The organism is Pseudomonas sp. NFACC02, assembly GCF_900110765.1.
Classification (GTDB): Bacteria; Pseudomonadota; Gammaproteobacteria; order Pseudomonadales; family Pseudomonadaceae; genus Aquipseudomonas.
In genome coordinates, this window is record NZ_FOEO01000004.1 from 18,317 (window position 1) to 35,936 (window position 17,620).

Consider the following 17,620-nt stretch of genomic DNA (forward strand, 5'->3'; position numbering starts at 1 on the left):
ACGGCATTCTCAGGTATTACGACGGGTTCCCCGCCGATCGCGGGACAAGCCACGCTCCTACAAGTCCGGTGTCGTCACGTCTGTTCGGCAAAACGCATGGCCAGCCCGTTCATGCAATAGCGCAGGCCGGTGGGTTTGGGGCCGTCGGTGAAGACGTGGCCCAGGTGTCCGCCGCAACGGCGACAGTGGACTTCCTTACGCAACACGCCGAACGAGGTGTCGGTGCGGATCGCCGTGGCGTTGTCCAGCGGCTGCCAGAAACTGGGCCAACCGGTGTGGCTGTCGAATTTGGTGGTCGAGGAAAACAGCGGCAACTGGCAACCGGCGCAGGCAAACGTGCCACTGCGGTGCTCGTCGTTCAGCGGACTGCTGTACGGGCGCTCGGTGGCTTCACGGCGCAGCACCTGAAACTGTTCGTCGCTGAGCAGCGCGTGCCATTCAGCGTCGGTGTGACTGACTTCGAAACTGCCGATGGGCTGATCTTCCATTAACGCGCTGTGCGGGGTCATGGTTTCGCCGTCGGCGAATTTGGGCAGGACGCCCAGCGCAATGGCGGCAACCCCGACGCTGCTGCTCAGCACCATGAACTGTCTTCTTGAAAGCATGATGATCTCCTCGGCATGGCCCGTTCCGCTTTCGGATCGGGCCTTGGATGCGATGGAGGCAAGACTAGGCGCGCGCTGTTCCCGGAATCCTCACCGAGAGTTAAACAATTCGTGATAACTGCGCGCCGACAAAATCGGCACAATGGCTTCATTGCGCAAACGATGCGCCCGTAAGGTTCGCTTTCAATGGATCAGCCCAAACGCATTCTGGTGGTCGAGGACGATAGCCATATCGCCGACCTGATTTGCCTGCATCTGCGGGATGAGCAATTCGACGTGGTACACAGTGCCGACGGCGAAAAGGGCCTGCGCCTGCTGGAGCAGGGCGGCTGGGACGCATTGATACTGGATCTGATGCTGCCGGGCGTGGACGGCCTGGAGATTTGCCGCCGCGCCCGCGCCATGACCCGCTACACGCCCATCATCATCACCAGCGCCCGCTCCAGCGAAATGCACCGGATCCTCGGCCTGGAGCTGGGCGCCGATGACTACCTGGCCAAACCGTTCTCGATGATGGAACTGGTGGCGCGGGTCAAAGCCTTGTTGCGTCGGGTCGACGCCATGGCACGTAACCTGAAGATGGACGCTGGCAGCCTGTCGAGCGCCGGGTTGTTCATCGATCCGTTGACCCGTGAGGCCTCGCTGGAAGGCCGTTTGCTGGACCTGACGCCGCGAGAGTTCGACCTGTTGTACTTCTTCGCCCGCCAACCGGGCAAAGTCTTCTCCAGGCTCGACCTGCTCAACTCCGTCTGGGGCTACAACCACGAAGGCTACGAGCACACTGTCAACACCCACATCAATCGGCTGCGCGCCAAAATCGAAGCCGATCCGGCACAACCGTTGCGGATCCTCACGGTGTGGGGGCGCGGTTACAAGTTCGCGGCACCCGGTGAGTCGGCGGGGGACGCATCGTGAAGATGACCCTGAGCCAGCGGCTGTCGCTGGTCTTCGCCCTGTTGCTGCTGATCTGCTGTGGCACTTCGGTGTGGCTGCAGGTGCGCTCCAACAAAATGCACGAGCTGGAAGTGGTTCAAGGCCTGTCCCGTGACCTCGCCCAGCACATCGCCCGCGACACGCAGTTGATGGACGCCAACGGCCTCAAGCCGGATGCGGTGCGCGAGTTGTTCAGTCAGTTGATGCTGGTCAACCCCAGCGTCGAGGTTTACCTGTTGGACACGGACGGCAAGATCGTCGGTGATGCCGCGCCCAAAGACCGGATCCTGCGCGATCGGGTCAATCTGGAGCCGGTGCGTCAATTGCTCAGCGGGGCGCCGCTGCCGATTCTGGGTGACGACCCCCGCAGCATGGACGCGCGCAAGGTGTTCAGCGCGGCACCGTTGATGGTGATGGGCAAGCCTTCGGGGTTTTTGTACGTGGTGCTGTTGGGCGAGGCCCATGACCGGTTTGCCGAGCGTGGCGCCACCAGCGAAGCGTTGAACACGGCCCTGTGGTCCATCGGTTTGATTGCCTTGTTGTGTCTTTTGGCGGGGCTGGCGGCCTTCCGCTGGATCACCAGGCCCCTGCGACGGTTGACCGATTCGGTGGGACGCTTCGACATCAATGCCGCGCCGGTGGCGCTGCCGAACGCGTCGGTCGAGCGAGCGCGTGAGGGGCATGACGAGATCGCCGTGCTGGACGCGACGTTCAAACAGATGCAGAACCGGTTGAGCGAGCAATGGCAGACATTGACCCGGCAGAGTCAGGACCGGCGTGAGCTGGTCGCCAATATTTCGCATGACTTGCGCACGCCCTTGGCGTCGTTGCACGGTTACCTGGAAGTGCTGTCGGTCAAGGATGCCAGCCTCAGCTCCGAGGAACGTCGACGTTATCTGGGGATCGCGCTGGACCAGAGCCGCAAGGTCGGCGGACTTGCCCAGTCGCTGCTGGAGCTGGTGCGACTGGAGCATGGCTTTGTCGTCCCGGTGGTCGAGCGTTTCTCGTTGACGGATCTGGTGCAGGACATCTTTCAGAAGTTCGAGCTGAGCGCCGAAGCCAAGGCCGTCACCCTGACGCCGAGTTTCGCGCCGTCCGTGCCGGGGGTTCACGCCGACCTAGGCCTGATCGAACGGGTGCTGACCAATCTGCTGGACAACGCCCTGCGGCACACACCCGCCGGTGGAAAAGTCACCGTGTCACTGCTGCCCAAGGGTCAGTTCGTCGAGGTGACCGTCAGCGACAGCGGACCGGGGATCGCTCCGGAACTGCGTAAAGGGCTGTTCCTGCGGCCGTTCAACATCGGCGGCGCCCGGCGCGACGGCGGACTCGGCTTGCGGATCGTGCACCAGATTCTGCAACTGCACGGGCACAGGATTGAGTTGATCGATGTGCCGGGGCAGGGGGCGACGTTCAGGTTTGCGCTGCCGGTGGATCAGGGGACGGCAGAGAAGGCATTGCCGCAGGAATAACGTATGGACAGCCTGATTGTCGATCGGTGTGATGGCTGATTACGGCAACAACAACCCATGCTCCATCGCGTACTTCACCAACCCCGCCGGTTTGTCGACTTTTAGCTTGCGGCGGATGCTCAGGCGGTGGGTTTCCACGGTCCTGACGCTGATCGCCAGGTCCCGGGCGATGGTTTTGTTGTCCAGCCCTTTGGCCAGTCCCACGAGCACCTGCACCTCACGGGGCGTCAATTCGTTCTCTTCGGGTTTCTTCGACACCAGTTTCAGCGTCACCTCGGCACTGTAAAACGTGCCGCCGGTGACAATGGCTTCGATGGCCGCGAGGATTTCCCTGGACGGGGCGTTCTTCAGCACGTAACCGCTGGCGCCCGCCCGGATCGAAGTGGCCACGTATTCCTGATTGTCATACATGCTCAGGATCAGAATCTTGATCGCCGGGCAGCGTTGGCGAATCAGTTGGGTCAACTCCAGCCCGTTCATGTCCTGCAGGCCGATGTCCACCAGCAGGATGTCCGGCTTGAGCGATTCGCACATCGTCACGGCGTCGGCGGCGTTTTCGGCTTCACCCACCACCTCGAACAGGGGGCGGGTGGACAGCAGTGCGCGCACGCCATCGCGGACCAGAGAATGGTCGTCGACCAGGGCAATACGGATGGTCTGACTGGCGCTCATGATGGCAAGAGGGTTCCTGTTCTGAAGAGAGTATTCACGCGGCGACACTCACCGGCAGGGTGACCGTCAACTCGCTATGGCCCGGCGCTGAGTACAGGTTGAGTTGACCGTGGAAGTGTTCGACGCGCTCGCGGATATTACGCAATCCGATGCCGCCCTGTATCTCCTGGAGGTGGGCGACATCGGCGCGAAAGCCGACACCGTCGTCGCGGACGGTCAACTGCACCTGGTTGCGGGCGCCTTGCAGGTCGATATACACGTTCTGTGCGTGGGCGTGGCGCTCGATGTTGGTCAGCGCCTCCTGAAGGATCCGGAACAGCGCAACCGGCGCACCTTCCGCCAGTTTCAGGTTGCCCAGGTTATGGGTGTAGTGAATCGTCAGGCCGGTCTGTTGCTCGAATTCGGCGACCAATTGCGTGACGGCGGCGGCCAGGCCCAGGGTGTCGAGCAGGGAAGGGCGCAGATCGTGGGAAATGGTGCGGATTTCACCGATGGCATCGCCAAGGCGTTCGGTGCCCTGACGCAGGGTGTCCAGGCCTCGCTGGTCATTGCCTTCCAGCTGCAACCCGGCCAGTTCGAACTGGAATTTGATCGACACCAGGACCTGGCTGATGCCGTCGTGCAATTCTCGTGAAAGCCGGGAGCGTTCTTCCTCCTGCAAATTCATGATGCGCTGGTTGAGCATCTGCAGCTTACGGTCGGCCAGGCGGTGTTCGCTGGCGTTGAGGGTGACACCGCAGACAAAGACCAGCAGCACCGCGATCAGGGCCACGGCACCGATGTCGAGCATGGTGGCGTAGATGCCGCGCGCCACTTCCTGTCGTGCCTGTTGCGTGGCGCGCTCCACATCTTCCAGGTAGATGCCGGTCCCCAGCATCCAGCCCCAGCGCTTGAGCATGACGACGTGGGCGAGTTTGCCGGTGACCTGACCGGTCGACGGTTTTTCCCAGGCGTAGTGCTGGAAGCCATCGCCGGATTGTGCGCTGTGCAGCAACGCGCGGATCACCAGCAGCCCTTGCGGGTCGGTCATGTTCCACAGGTCCTTGCCCACCAGCGCGGCCTGGCGCGGGTGCATCAGGTTGCGGCCGTTCTGGTCGTACACGAAGAAATAGCCGTCGATGCCGAAGCTCAGCTTGGACAATTCTTCGAGCACCTGCTGTTTGGTCTGTTCGTCGTTGCGCCCGCTGTCGTAGATCGGTGCCAGGGCGCTCATCGCCATTTCTACGTAATTTTTCAGTTCGGCGCGCTTGCTGGCCAGGATGCTGTCTTCGATCAGCTGTGCTTGCTGCTCGCCCAGCCGTTGATTTTGCACGATGACCAGCGCGCAGATCACCGACACGGCCAGAATCAGCGGCAAAATGCCAAGGGCGACGATCTTGTGTTTGAGTTGCATGGGGAAATGTCCGGCGGGGCGGGTGTCTTGTGGGCAGTATTAGACACGCTTGGGGGCTGTCAGCGCATCATTACAATGGCTGACGCGGTTTGTAGGAGCGTGGCTTGTCCCGCGATCTGGCGCGAAGCGGCAGTAAAGTCGATCGACGGGGTGTTTCAGGTATACCGCGATGGGAGGCTTTACGCCCGGTTCCCCGCCGATCGCGGGACAAGCCACGCTCCTACAGAGACTGTGTGAGGTCTGCGTAGTACTACGCAGTTGATCCCGTAGTAATACGAATTTCTCTGCGTGACAGCAGCGGGGATAGTGGCGACGCTCCGTTATCCCGGTGCACACAATAACAATGACGCCGCAAGCCATGAGCTTGGGCAGGAGACCCACAATGACCCGACTGACCAAACATCTGGGTTGGTTCGCCGTCGCTGCCCTTGGGGCATGCGCCTTGGGTGTCGTCGCGCTGCGCCGCGGCGAAGCCATCAACGCACTCTGGATTGTCGTCGCAGCTGTCGCCATCTATCTGGTTGCGTACCGCTACTACAGCCTGTTCATCGCCAATCACGTCATGCAACTTGATCCGACCCGGGCCACGCCTGCGGTGATCAACAATGACGGCCTGGATTACGTTCCCACCAACAAACACATTCTGTTCGGCCATCACTTTGCGGCTATCGCGGGCGCTGGTCCGCTCGTCGGCCCGGTGCTGGCTGCGCAAATGGGTTACCTGCCCGGCACGCTCTGGCTGATCGCCGGTGTCGTACTGGCTGGCGCGGTCCAGGACTTCATGATCCTGTTCCTGTCCACCCGCCGTAATGGCCGCTCGCTGGGCGACATGGTCCGTGAGGAAATGGGCCGCATTCCCGGCACCATCGCCTTGTTCGGCTGCTTCCTGATCATGATCATCATCCTCGCGGTGCTGGCGCTGATCGTGGTCAAGGCCCTGGCCGAAAGCCCTTGGGGCATGTTCACGGTGCTGGCGACCATCCCCATCGCGATGTTCATGGGCGTGTACATGCGCTACATCCGTCCGGGTCGTATCGGCGAGATTTCGATCATCGGCGTCGTGCTCTTGCTGCTGTCGATCTGGGCCGGTGGTCAGGTCGCGGCAAGCCCTGAGTGGGCGCATGCCTTCACCTTCACCGGTGTGCAGATCACCTGGATGCTGGTCGGTTACGGTTTCGTGGCCGCGATGTTGCCGGTCTGGCTGCTGCTGGCACCCCGTGACTACCTGTCGACCTTCCTGAAAATCGGCACCATCGTCGCGCTGGCGATAGGCATTCTGGTTCTGGCGCCCGAGCTGAAAATGCCGGCCCTGACCCAGTTCACCGACGGCACCGGTCCGGTCTGGAAAGGCGCTCTGTTCCCGTTTCTGTTCATCACCATCGCCTGCGGTGCCGTGTCGGGTTTCCATGCGCTGATCTCTTCGGGCACCACGCCGAAACTGCTGGATAACGAGAAGAACGCCCGTTACATCGGTTACGGCGGCATGCTGATGGAGTCCTTCGTAGCGATCATGGCCATGGTTGCCGCGTCGGTCATCGATCCGGGCGTGTACTTCGCCATGAACAGCCCTGCGGCAGTGGTGGGTGGTGACGTGGTTGCAGTGGCTCAGACCATCACCGGATGGGGCTTTGCGATCACCCCCGAAGCACTGACCGCCGTGGCCAAGGACATCGGTGAAAACACCGTTCTGGCCCGTGCCGGTGGTGCACCGACGCTGGCCGTCGGTATCGCGCAGATCCTGCATCAGGTGCTGCCCGGTCAAAACACCATGGCGTTCTGGTACCACTTCGCGATCCTGTTCGAGGCGTTGTTCATCCTGACGGCGGTTGACGCCGGTACCCGTGCCGGTCGCTTCATGCTGCAAGACCTGCTGGGCAGCTTTGTACCCGCGCTCAAACGCACAGAGTCCTGGACCGCCAACGTGATTGGCACCGGTGGTTGCGTGGCCCTATGGGGTTACCTGCTGTATCAGGGCGTGATCGATCCACTGGGCGGCATCAACACCTTGTGGCCGCTGTTCGGCATCTCCAACCAGATGCTGGCCGGTATCGCGCTGATGCTGGCGACCGTGGTCCTGATCAAGATGAAGCGTCAACAGTACGTGTGGGTCACCATCCTGCCCGCTTCGTGGCTGCTGATCTGCACCGTCACCGCTGGCTTCATCAAGCTGTTCGACCCGAGCCCGGCCGTAGGTTTCCTGGCGCTGGCGAAGAAATACAGCACGGCGGCTGACGCTGGTCAGATCCTGGCACCGGCCAAGACCGTCGAGCAGATGCAGCACGTGATCTTCAACGCGTACACCAACGCGGCGCTGACCACGCTGTTCCTGTTCGTGGTCCTGAGCATCCTGTTCTACGCGGTGAAAGTCGGCCGCACGGCATGGGTCAAGAAGGAGCGCAGTGACAAGGAAGCACCGTTCCAGGCGATGCCGGAAGTACGCTGATGTTCAATGACCTGAGTCGCCTCGGCAAATATCTCGGGCAGGCGGCCCGCCTGATGGTGGGCATGCCGGACTACGATAACTACGTCGAGCACATGCAAAAGACTCACCCGGACCAGCCAGTGATGCCGTACGAAACGTTCTTTCGCGAACGCCAGGACGCCCGCTACGGCGGCAAGGCCGGTCCGAAATGCTGCTGACCCGATGAGCCGCAGTGATTGGGGCACATAAACGCCACGCCGGGTCATAGCGATGGTCGATGGTTGCGATTGTCACGGATGATTTCCGGCATGGCGGACAGCTCCCTAGAATGGTCCCATCACGAGAAAACAGACCATCAGGGAGCACCAACATGGCTATTGAAATCGGCATCAACGAACAGGATCGCGCGGAGATCGTCGAGGGTTTATCGCGGCTGATCTCCGACACCTACGTGCTGTACCTTAAAACCCACAACTTCCACTGGAACGTCACCGGTCCGATGTTTCGCACCTTGCACCTGTTGTTCGAGGAGCAATACACGGAACTCGCCACCGCCGTCGACGCCATCGCCGAACGTATCCGGGCACTGGGCTTTCCGGCGCCTGGCACCTATTCGACCTATGCACGCCTGTCGTCGATCAAGGAAGAGCCGGGTGTGCCGGCGGCAACCGACATGATCAGACAGCTCGTGGAAGGCCAGGAAACCGTCACCCGAACCGCACGCGGACTCTTCCCGCTACTGGAAAAAGTCAGCGACGAACCGACCGCCGACCTGCTGACCCAGCGCATGCAGGTTCACGAAAAGGCGGCGTGGATGTTGCGCTCGCTGCTGGAAGACGAATGACCTGAACGGGTTTCAATCGGCCCCTGATGCTTTTTGGCTCAGGGGCTTTTTTATGTTGCAGGCGCCCTGCAGCAAATCCAGACGCCGTGCTGTCTCAGGCGTACCGCATCGTCTGATTTTGCTGCCGCTGCGCGCCAGATCGTCCGAGTGCGGCCCAGAGCAAGCGCGCTCCTACAGTTTCGGCGTGAACCAGCAGCAGGCGGCATACCGTCAGATCGCGATCCGGCGTCTATCACAACTTCGCTTCTGCCCGTCGGGCGTAGGAGCGCGCTTGCCCGCGATTTGCCGGGAACCGGCAGCAAATCCGGTGCATGCAGAGTGTCAGGCATAACCGGGTCGTCTGATTTTGCTGCCGCTTCGCGCCAGATCGCGGGACAAGCCACGCTCCTACAAGAGAGAGGTGCGCGGGAAATGGATGCACGCCCCAAGAATGCGATGAGCGTTAGCTCCAGCCCGAGCTGTTCATATACGTGACAGTCCTGACACCACAAAACGCGACTTGGGTGCAGGCCAAACCAGGAGCTGGGCACTTTTGGTTACACTTTTGGTGCCTTTTCAAAAGTGACCCGCCGGAGGGGCGGAAAGGTGGATCGGCGCCACCCGAGAAAACGGATCTGCTCACAATCCCAATGCCAAACCCCACGAATCCAGCGAACCCAACAAACCCGGTGCATGCAGAGTGTCAGGTACAACCAAGTCGCCTGATTTTGCTGCCGCTGCGCGCCAGATCGTCCGAGTGCGGCCCAGAGCAAGCGCGCTCCTACAGTTTCGGCGTGAATCAGCAGCACGCGGCATACCGCCAGATCGCGATCTTGGGTTTATCGAGACACCGCTTCTGCCCGCAGGGCGTAGGAGCTGCCGGGGTGGCGCTCCACCTTGCCCCGCGATCTGCCGGGAACCGGCAGCAAACCCGGTGCATGCGGAGTGTCAGGCATAACCGGGTCGTTTGGTTTTGCTGCCGCTGCGCGCCAGATCGCGGGACAAGCCACGCTCCTACAGTAAAGAGTAGCGCGGGGAGATTGATGCACAGACCAAGAAAGCGAGGAGCGTTAGCTCCAGTCCATGCTGTTCATATACGCGACAGTCCAGACAGCACAAATCGCGACTTGGGTGCAGGCCAAACGCAGACGACGCGCAGTGGGTCGAGCGGCATGGATGCCGCGAGAGCGCCGTCAGGGCATGGATGCCCGTTCGGCGCGGGCCCACGGAGCGTCGTCGGAGTGCGGGTACCCGAGGAACGAGGGCCAAACCAGGAGCTGGGCACTTTTGGTTACTTTTGGTGCCTTTTCAAAAGTGACCCGCCGGAGGGGCGGAAAGGTGAATCGGCGCCACCCGAGATAACGGATCTGCCCACCCTCCCAACGCCAAACCCCACGATCCCCGATCCCCACGAACCCCACGATTCCCACGAACCCAACAAGCCCACCCACCCCGCCTCAATCGAGAGAGGACTGCACGGGCCGCTGAATCAACGCTTCTGCAACCAGCCCAGAAAATTGTTCTTCTTGATCACCACCGGTTTGCGCAGCAGCACGTGCTGGCTGCTTTGCTGACGAATCGCCTGCAGTTTGTTCAGCGCGGTGGTGATGTCGGCGCGGTGTTCCATGCACTGGCGGGTGGCGGCTTTGTCGATGCGGTAGACCACGCAGGAGGTGAGGGCGACGAAGCGGGCCTCGGACGGCGTGTCGGCGAGTACACTCTGTTCACCCATCACTTCGCCCGGCCCCATGCGTCCGACCTCGACCATGTTGCTGCCGTCCGGGACGTTGGCCGAGACCACGCCGGTGGCGATGACCAGCAACCCGTCGGTGATGTCTCCCAGTTCGACGATGGTCTGTCCGGTGGTGTATTCGCGCGACACCATGGTCTGCGCCAACTGCGCTTTCTCCTCGGCTGTACTGGTACGGAAAACTTTGACCTCGTCCAGTAATGCCCTGGGCCGTGACACCGCTTCGGCGGTAGTTTCCGATTGCCAGGCAATGCCGGCGGCCTCCAGGTGCCGATACGCCAGGTCGAACAGCAGATTGCGTACATCGCTCTTGTTCGCCAGGTCGCTGATAAAACCGGTGACGGAGTATTCAATGGTCGTCGGGCTGGTGTCTTTAACGACCGCGCGAGGGCGAGGTGTCGGCAACAGCGCACTGCAGCCCTGCAATGCGCGCTCGAGCGCATCGAGCACCCGGCGCGGGCGAATGTGGGGAGACATCATGATGTTGATCGACACCCCGTGAATATTGACTGGTCGGCTCAAATTCACGATTTTCGCCTTGGCCGCCACTGAGTTGGGAATCACCACCATGGTGCCGACACCCGTGAGCAGGTGCGTGGCGCGCCAGTCAATGTCCATGACCTTGCCTTCCATGCCGTCGATGGAAATCGAGTCGTCCACCTGGTAAGGCTTGGTGGTGTTAAGGATGATTCCGGAGAACACATCGCTCAATGTGCTTTGCAGCGCGAGGCCGACGATGATCGCCATCGCGCCGGATGTCGCCAGCAGGCCCTTCACCGGCAACTGCAGCACATACCCGGCCGCCGCAACGATCGCGATCAGGAAAATCACCGCGCCGATGACCTCTTGCAGCAGTCGCCCGCTGTGGCCGACGCGCCCGGTCAGCAACAGGCCCAGCAAGACGGTCAGGGTGCGGGCGGCGTACATCCACCAGACGATCGCCAGCGCCGTCGCGCCGAACTGAAGTGCACTGTCGTCCGGCCAGGCCGGCGCTTCCAGCGGGCTGACGCCGGCACTGATGATCACCAGACTGTAGGCGACGAACCCTGCCAGTCGGGTGGCGATCCTCGCCAGGCGGTGACGCTCGGCCAGGAGGTGCCAGGCGACGACGTCGAACAACAGCAAAAGCAGGCTCCAGGCCAGTGAATAATGAGGGGCTGCTGTAGGCATTGGGGGATATCCGCTGGAAAGTGGCAGGACGCTGTGGCACGCGCGGATGGTAGGGACAGGAATGACGGGATGTCTATAACCGATGAGGCGTGCAATGTCGGGTAAGCCGGGCGGGTGGCCCAGGCATTCAACTCCGCTTTAATCCGGGGGAAACAAACGAGCAGCCGGAGTAGCCTCAAAACAAGCACATTGCTTCAATCGCCTGGTGGGCATCAGCGTCACCATCGATCGCCTCTTTCCTCATCGATTCGAGGCTTTCCATGCGCGCTTCTCTGTCCCCTTTGGCCTTGATTGCGGGGCTCGGTCTGGCCTTGTCTGCCCCCTTTGCGGCCGCCCAGCCTCCGGCACAGCAGAAAACCCAAGTCCCGGGTTACTTCCGTCTTGCCGTGGGCGATTACGAAGTCACCGCGCTGTTCGACGGGTACAACGACCTGTCCCCCAAACTGCTCAAAGGCATGAAGCCCGAAGAGATTCGCGCGCTCCTGGCCAGGCATGCCATCGAGACGCCGGGTGTGCAGACTGCATTCAATGCTTTTCTGATCAACACGGGCAAAAACCTGATTCTGGTCGACACCGGCGCCGGGCAATGCATCGGTGAAACCGCCGGCATGCTGCCGCAAAACATCAAGGCCGCCGGGTATCAGCCGGAACAGGTCGACACCATCTTGCTGACGCATTTGCACCTGGATCACGTGTGTGGGCTGGTGGATGCCAACAAACAGCCGGTGTTCGCCAACGCGACGGTGTACGCCGCCAAGCCTGAAGCCGATTACTGGCTGGACCCGACTGCGCTGAATCGTGTGCCGGAACAGGCCAAAGCCTATTTCCGGATCGCCCAGGATTCGACGGCGCCTTATATCGCGGCAGGCCGCTTCAAGACCTTCAACCCGGGTCAGTCGCCGGTCGCTGAAGTACGCACCACCCTGGAGGCCGGGCACACGCCGGGCAGCACGACGTATCAGTTCACATCGAACGGGCAGAGCATCGTGTTCATCGGTGATCTGGTGCACAACCTCGCCGTACAATTCGAGCACCCAGAGGTCAGCATCGCGTTCGACGAGAACAGCAAGAACGCCATTGCCAGCCGCGATGCGGTGTTCAGTGATGCGGCCAGGCGCAAAGTCTGGGTGGCGGCCGCTCACCTGCCGTTCCCGGGCACCGGCCATATCGAAACCGTCGGCAAGCATTTTCAGTGGGTGCCTGTCGAATACGGTCCTTACCAGCGGGCGGCGCATGTGCCGCTGGTCGACTAACATTGCGAAGAGCCAGCCGTCCATATACAGGGAGTGGTCGGTTGGCTGAGCCAATCAAACAGGACTCTGGACGAGGAGCCATCCTTGAATGCACCCCTGATCAAACACCTCAGCTGCGACAGATTCACCGCCGTGCGCATCCGCCAGACAACGCCCGATCCTGAAAAGATCACCGATATTCCCTGCGTCGATGCCTTCTCGATCATCGTCCAGTTGCAGGATTTCTCGGCTCATCGCTTGTGGCACGGGCGGCGTCTGAACTATTCGGGCGGTTACCGTGCGGGCAGCGTGTCGTTGCCCTTCATGGGCGATGAGCTTCGCTGCCAGCACCGCTCGGCATACGACAACCTTCGACTGACGATCTCCCGTCAGACGCTGGACGAACTGCAGGCTGACCGTGACGGGAAGAAGATAGGTGTGTTTCGGTACGATCAGGGCGGCACTCAGGATGCCGTGCTGTATCACCTCGCCCAGGCCATGTTGCCCGCTCTACAGCAACCCGAGACCGCCAACCGGCTGTTTCTCGATCATCTCTTATTGGCGATGTGCAGCCACGCGATTGATCACTACGGGCGAGTCACACCGCCGTCCGGCAAGCCTCACGCGGCACTGAGCTCTGCTCAATTGGCAATCGCCAAGGACATGATCGCCAGTCAACTGGACGGTGAGTTGTCGGTCGAGCGCATTGCCGGGGAATGTGGGCTCACCCGCAGCCATTTTTCCCGGGCCTTCAAGCAGGCCACCGGCATCGCGCCTCATGCCTGGTTGCTGAAGATGCGTGTCGAGCGTGCGCGCGAAATGCTGCGTGCCGTCCCGACGATCCCGATGGCGCAGATCGCTCAGGACTGCGGCTTTGCCGATCAGCCGCACCTGACCCGTGTGTTCACGCGTCTGACCGGTGAAACCCCCAGTGCCTGGCGCCATCGGCAACGTGGAACGGGGTTCTCGAACCAGGTATTTGAATTCGACGCGTGAATCAGGCGCTGGAACAGCACAGCCGTACAAGCCGGTCAGCGAGCCGACCGCTAGATTGCCTGCTCAACAAGCCGTGAATCCGAGGAAGGCCCGACCATGAAGCGAATGACGCTCTGGGCAGTGCTGCTGATCGCATTGATCGGCGTGATCGTGTGTGCTGCGATGATGTGGCGCCCGTCCATCAAACCGCTCGATGCACCGGTGATGGCCGATGCGCTGAAGATCGAGCGTGGCGCCAGGGTCGTGGAGCAGGGTGACTGTGCCGTCTGCCACACGCGTCCTGGCGGTGCGTACATGGCGGGCGGGCTGCCGCTGGTGACGCCCTTCGGCACGCTCTATACCACCAACATCACCCCTGACCGGGACACTGGTATCGGCGGCTGGCCCGAGGAAGCGTTTGTCCGTGCGATGCGCAAAGGCATCTCCCGCGACGGGCATTTCCTTTATCCGGCGTTTCCGTACGTGCATTACAGCCGGATGTCGGACGCCGACATCAGCGACGCTTACGCTTACCTGATGAGCGTCGATCCGGTGCAGGCGCGTGCGCCGGAAAACCACATGATGTTCCCGATGAACTTCCGCCCCTTGGTGTCGTTCTGGAACCTGCTGTTCCTGCGTGACGACCCGTTAGTACCGGTCGCAGGGCAGTCGGAGCGCTGGAACCGGGGCCGTTACCTGGTCGAGGGCGCGGGGCATTGTTCGTCGTGCCACACACCGCTGAATTTCATTGGCGGCGAGAAGTCCAGCGAGCACCTGGAAGGCGGTCTGGTGGATGGCTGGCATGCGCCGGCACTGACCGGCATGGCGCGCGCGGCCAATCCCTGGACATCGGAGCAACTGGTGGCCTACCTGCGTGGTGAGGTGGCGCCAGGGCATGGCGGCGCCGCCGGGCCGATGCTGCCGGTCAGCCTGAGCATGGTTCAACTGCCACGGGAGGATGCCGAAGCCGTCGCCGAATACATTCTTGGCCTGACCTCTGACAAAACCACGCCGGCGTCCAGTTGTGTCGCGGCGTCCCCGGCACCGATCAGGCCCGATCATAGCGAGGGCGCGGCGCTGTTCGAGGGCGCCTGCGCAGGCTGCCATGGCGGCGGTGCACCGATGCGCACGATCGACGACCGGCCAGGCCTGAGCGTGGTGTCGGCGGCGACGTCAGACAGTCCGCGCAACCTGATCAAGACGATCCTCGAAGGCATACCTCTGTCGACCCGCGCGCCCAGCCATTACATGCCGGCATTTGCCGACTCTCTGGACGACGCCCATATCGCCACCTTGGCCGGTTACCTGCGCAGCCAGGCCTGCGCCGCGAAACCCTGGGCCGACCTGGAAAAAACTGTCAACACGATTCGCCATGAGGGAGCGTCGAAATGATTACCCTGAACGTCAACGGCAAGGATCATCAACTGGACATCGATCCCGACATGCCGCTGTTATATGCCTTGCGTAATCACCTGGCACTCAATGGCGCCAAGTATGGTTGTGGCCTGGGTCAATGTGGCGCGTGCACCGTGATGGTCGGTGACAAACCGGTGTTTTCCTGCCTGATGCCGGCCGTTGCGGCGTCGGGTAAACCTGTCCGCACGGTGGAAGGACTCGGCAGCGCGGAAAAACCCGGACCGTTGCAGGCCGCGTTCATCGATGCGCAGGCCGCGCAATGCGGGTACTGCATTGCCGGGATGATCATGCGCGCCCAGGCGTTGATCGAAACGGTGCCGCATCCCTCTGATGAGCAGATCCGCGAACACATGGCGCCCAACCTGTGCCGCTGCGGCACTCACATGAGAATTTTTTCAGCGATCAAAGCCGTGGTTGCCAGCGGGGTGAAAGCATGAAGAAGCCCCATGAGGAGGTCGATCACGGCCGCCGTGCCTTCCTGATCAATGGGGCACTGGTGGTGGGCTTCGCCATGGTCCCTGGCGCCGGTCGTGCGTTTGCCGACACTGAAGTCGACACGCTCGGCACTCAGGTATTGGCGCCGGATTTGCCGGGCAGTCTGCGCACCAATCCGTTTCTTGATGCGTGGATTCGCATCGATGAGCAGAACGGCATCACCGTGTACACCGGCAAGGTCGAGTTGGGGACGGGCGTCAAGACGGCGTTGCTGCAAGTCGCCGCGGAGCGCCTTGAGGTCACGCCGCAGTCCATTCGGTTCCTGACCGCCGACACCGCGCTGACGCCCAATGAGGGCTACACGGCGGGCAGCCACACGATGTTCGACAGCGGCACTGCGTTGTTCAACGCGGCTGCGCAGGTTCGACAGTTGCTCCTGGACTCCGCGGCACGCCAGTGGGGGCAGCCGGTCGATGTACTCAGCACCCGCGATGCCAACGTGCTCGGGCCGCAAGGTCGCTCCATGACCTACGCCCAGGCCGTGGCGGGCGTGCAATTGCATCGCTATGCGAGTGCGGGTTCGCCGCCCAAATCTCCCGAACACTTTACGTTGATCGGACACTCGATGCCGCGTCTGGACATTCCGGGCAAGGTCAGCGGCGGCGCCAGCTATGTGCAGGACATGCGACTGCCCGGCATGTTGCATGCGCGGGTGATCCGTCCGCCGAGGCGCGGCAGCCAGTTGCTCGAGATTGACCAGGCCGTGATCGAACACATGGACGGCGTGCTCAAGCTGGTGCGTGACGGCAGCTACCTGGCCGTGGTCGCCAAAGATGAATGGCAGGCAATCAAGGCCATGCGCAAAGGCTACGAAGTGGCGCGTTGGTCCGACGGCAATCCGTTGCCTGACGCCGCGACGATTCATCAACGGTTGACTGAGCTTCCTTCGCGCCGTTATCCCATCGCTCGCAAAGGCACGCCTGATGAACCCGGGGCGCACGTCTGGAAAGCCAGGGTCACCAAGCAATACCTGATGCATGGGTCTATCGGGCCGTCGTGCTCGGTGGCCTGGTTTAAGGAGGGTGTGTTGACTGTCTGGACGCACACCCAGGGTGTCTATCCGTTGCGAGCGGGCATCGCCGAGATGGTCGGGCTGCCTGTGCAGCAAGTGCGTTGCATCCACGTCGAGGGTTCGGGGTGTTATGGCCACAACGGTGCCGACGATGCCGCTGCCGACGCTGCATTGATCGCGATGGCGATGCCGGGCCAGCCCGTGCGGTTGCAATGGATGCGCGAGCAGGAAAATCTCTGGGAGCCCTACAGCTCGGCGATGCGTGTCGAGCTGGACGTCGGGATGGACGGTTCCGGCCGCCTGCAGCACTGGAACACGGAACTGTGGACCACGCCGCACAACGAGCGCATCGTCAATGCCGGGCGCTTGATGCCCTCGTGGTTACTCGCCCGGCCCTTTACGCCTGCGCCTTCGGTGCCCATTGCCCAGCCCGAGGGCGACGGTGACCGAAACGTCGTGCCGTTGTATGACGTCGCCAACAGCCTGATCAACATGACGTTCGTCACGCAGATGCCGTTCCGGACATCGGCGATGCGCTCGTTGGGGGCGCACATCAACGTCTTTAGCATCGAAAGCGCGATCGACGAGCTGGCGGCACAGGCGGGCGTCGATCCGGTTCAGTTTCGCTTGCAGAACCTCAGCGATCCCCGCGCACGGGCCGTGATCGAACACGCGGCCAAAACGTTTGGCTGGCCGCAAAAGGCCCCCGGTCCCGGCAGCGGCATTGGCTTTGCCTTCGCGCGTTACAAGAACATCATGGGCTACTGCGCGATCGCGGTTCAGGTGCATGTTCAGCGGCAGACGGGCGAGGTGGTGATCGACCGGGTGGTCACCGCGGTGGACGTCGGGCAGATCGTATCGCCGGATGGCCTGCGCAATCAGGTCGAGGGCGGGATCGTACAATCGGCCAGCTGGACGTTGTACGAGCAGGTGGATTATGACCCGCAAGGTGTGCGCAGTTATGACTGGAGCGGTTATCCGATCATCCGGTTTCCGGCGCTGCCGCGTCAGGTGGAGGTTGAGCTGATCGATCAGCCGGGCCAGCCGTTCCTGGGGGCGGCGGAGATCGTGCAGGGGCCGATGGCGGCGGCGTTGGGGAATGCGCTGAGTCAGGCAGTCGGGCGGCGGTTGGTGGATTTGCCGTTGGCGAGAAGGGGCTGGCAGCGTGAGGCGTGAAAGCCGCGCGGACAGTGTGGACGAGTAGGATCGTAGGATCGTTCCCACGCTCTGCGTGGGAATGCCTGCCAGGA

Annotated in this window: 14 protein-coding genes; 10 read left to right on the forward strand and 4 right to left on the reverse strand. The window is 61.9% G+C overall.

Features of this window, described 5'->3' with window-relative positions:
• Positions 1-74 precede the first annotated feature (74 nt).
• A complete protein-coding gene (gene msrB / locus BMY73_RS05205) occupies positions 75-605 on the reverse strand; it encodes a peptide-methionine (R)-S-oxide reductase MsrB (RefSeq protein WP_062381857.1) in 531 nt (176 codons plus the stop codon).
• 186 nt (positions 606-791) lie between these two features.
• On the opposite strand from msrB, the gene BMY73_RS05210 reads away from it, so the two are divergent.
• Positions 792-1,520, forward strand: a complete 729-nt coding sequence (locus BMY73_RS05210) for a response regulator transcription factor (RefSeq protein ID WP_092405537.1) — start codon at positions 792-794, stop codon at positions 1,518-1,520.
• On the forward strand, positions 1,517-3,010 hold the full coding sequence (locus BMY73_RS05215) for a HAMP domain-containing sensor histidine kinase (RefSeq protein WP_092405539.1): 1,494 nt from the start codon (positions 1,517-1,519) through the stop codon (positions 3,008-3,010). The genes BMY73_RS05210 and BMY73_RS05215 overlap by 4 nt, the downstream gene beginning before the upstream one ends.
• Before the next feature lie 39 nt (positions 3,011-3,049).
• On the opposite strand, the gene BMY73_RS05220 is transcribed toward BMY73_RS05215, so the two are convergent.
• The gene (locus BMY73_RS05220) at positions 3,050-3,682 is read right to left on the reverse strand and encodes a response regulator (protein WP_062381854.1); all 633 of its coding nucleotides are present in this window, start codon (positions 3,680-3,682) and stop codon (positions 3,050-3,052) included.
• A 34-nt stretch (positions 3,683-3,716) separates the two neighbouring features.
• Positions 3,717-5,075 carry a cache domain-containing protein gene (locus tag BMY73_RS05225; protein ID WP_092405541.1) on the reverse strand — a complete coding sequence of 453 codons (1,359 nt, stop codon included), beginning with the start codon at positions 5,073-5,075 and terminating at the stop codon, positions 3,717-3,719.
• Positions 5,076-5,457: 382 nt separating this feature from the next.
• On the opposite strand from BMY73_RS05225, the gene BMY73_RS05230 reads away from it, so the two are divergent.
• The 3 genes from BMY73_RS05230 (at position 5,458) to BMY73_RS05240 (ending at position 8,341) form a co-directional block, all read left to right on the forward strand.
• Positions 5,458-7,518, forward strand: coding sequence for a carbon starvation CstA family protein (locus BMY73_RS05230; protein WP_092405543.1), 2,061 nt, complete (start codon positions 5,458-5,460; stop codon positions 7,516-7,518).
• On the forward strand, positions 7,518-7,715 hold the full coding sequence (locus tag BMY73_RS05235) for a YbdD/YjiX family protein (RefSeq protein WP_092405545.1): 198 nt from the start codon (positions 7,518-7,520) through the stop codon (positions 7,713-7,715). The genes BMY73_RS05230 and BMY73_RS05235 overlap by 1 nt, the downstream gene beginning before the upstream one ends.
• 152 nt (positions 7,716-7,867) lie before the next feature.
• Positions 7,868-8,341 (forward strand): Dps family protein, encoded by a 474-nt coding sequence (locus BMY73_RS05240; protein ID WP_092405547.1) that lies wholly within the window; start codon positions 7,868-7,870, stop codon positions 8,339-8,341.
• Positions 8,342-9,809: 1,468 nt separating this feature from the next.
• Here the strand turns inward: BMY73_RS05240 and BMY73_RS05250 are convergent.
• Positions 9,810-11,240 carry a mechanosensitive ion channel family protein gene (locus BMY73_RS05250; RefSeq protein WP_062381849.1) on the reverse strand — a complete coding sequence of 477 codons (1,431 nt, stop codon included), beginning with the start codon at positions 11,238-11,240 and terminating at the stop codon, positions 9,810-9,812.
• A 260-nt stretch (positions 11,241-11,500) separates the two neighbouring features.
• Here BMY73_RS05250 and BMY73_RS05255 point away from each other — a divergent pair, with 260 nt between their 5' ends.
• From BMY73_RS05255 to BMY73_RS05275, 5 genes are all read left to right on the forward strand, one after another.
• Positions 11,501-12,493: an MBL fold metallo-hydrolase gene (locus BMY73_RS05255; protein ID WP_062381848.1), complete on the forward strand. Its 993-nt coding sequence runs from the start codon at positions 11,501-11,503 to the stop codon at positions 12,491-12,493.
• Positions 12,494-12,577: 84 nt separating this feature from the next.
• Entirely contained in the window at positions 12,578-13,468 is an 891-nt protein-coding gene (locus BMY73_RS05260) for a helix-turn-helix domain-containing protein (protein WP_092405551.1), read from the forward strand.
• A 96-nt stretch (positions 13,469-13,564) separates the two neighbouring features.
• Positions 13,565-14,839: a cytochrome c gene (locus BMY73_RS05265; protein ID WP_092405553.1), complete on the forward strand. Its 1,275-nt coding sequence runs from the start codon at positions 13,565-13,567 to the stop codon at positions 14,837-14,839.
• Positions 14,836-15,300, forward strand: a complete 465-nt coding sequence (locus BMY73_RS05270) for a (2Fe-2S)-binding protein (protein WP_062381845.1) — start codon at positions 14,836-14,838, stop codon at positions 15,298-15,300. Before BMY73_RS05265 ends, BMY73_RS05270 begins: the two co-directional genes overlap by 4 nt.
• A complete protein-coding gene (locus BMY73_RS05275) occupies positions 15,297-17,546 on the forward strand; it encodes a xanthine dehydrogenase family protein molybdopterin-binding subunit (protein ID WP_092405555.1) in 2,250 nt (749 codons plus the stop codon). The genes BMY73_RS05270 and BMY73_RS05275 overlap by 4 nt, the downstream gene beginning before the upstream one ends.
• The last annotated feature ends 74 nt before the right edge of the window (positions 17,547-17,620 follow it).

Excerpts from the sequence above, each read along its gene's own strand:
- BMY73_RS05230 (WP_092405543.1), top strand. The coding sequence starts at position 5,458 with ATGACCCGACTGACCAAACATCTGGGTTGGTTCGCCGTCGCTGCCCTT.
- BMY73_RS05250 (WP_062381849.1), bottom strand. The coding sequence starts at position 11,240 with ATGCCTACAGCAGCCCCTCATTATTCACTGGCCTGGAGCCTGCTTTTG.
- BMY73_RS05210 (WP_092405537.1), top strand. The coding sequence starts at position 792 with ATGGATCAGCCCAAACGCATTCTGGTGGTCGAGGACGATAGCCATATC.
- BMY73_RS05240 (WP_092405547.1), top strand. The coding sequence starts at position 7,868 with ATGGCTATTGAAATCGGCATCAACGAACAGGATCGCGCGGAGATCGTC.
- BMY73_RS05235 (WP_092405545.1), top strand. The coding sequence starts at position 7,518 with ATGTTCAATGACCTGAGTCGCCTCGGCAAATATCTCGGGCAGGCGGCC.
- BMY73_RS05255 (WP_062381848.1), top strand. The coding sequence starts at position 11,501 with ATGCGCGCTTCTCTGTCCCCTTTGGCCTTGATTGCGGGGCTCGGTCTG.
- BMY73_RS05265 (WP_092405553.1), top strand. The coding sequence starts at position 13,565 with ATGAAGCGAATGACGCTCTGGGCAGTGCTGCTGATCGCATTGATCGGC.
- msrB (WP_062381857.1), bottom strand. The coding sequence starts at position 605 with ATGCTTTCAAGAAGACAGTTCATGGTGCTGAGCAGCAGCGTCGGGGTT.
- BMY73_RS05225 (WP_092405541.1), bottom strand. The coding sequence starts at position 5,075 with ATGCAACTCAAACACAAGATCGTCGCCCTTGGCATTTTGCCGCTGATT.
- BMY73_RS05270 (WP_062381845.1), top strand. The coding sequence starts at position 14,836 with ATGATTACCCTGAACGTCAACGGCAAGGATCATCAACTGGACATCGAT.
- BMY73_RS05275 (WP_092405555.1), top strand. The coding sequence starts at position 15,297 with ATGAAGAAGCCCCATGAGGAGGTCGATCACGGCCGCCGTGCCTTCCTG.
- BMY73_RS05220 (WP_062381854.1), bottom strand. The coding sequence starts at position 3,682 with ATGAGCGCCAGTCAGACCATCCGTATTGCCCTGGTCGACGACCATTCT.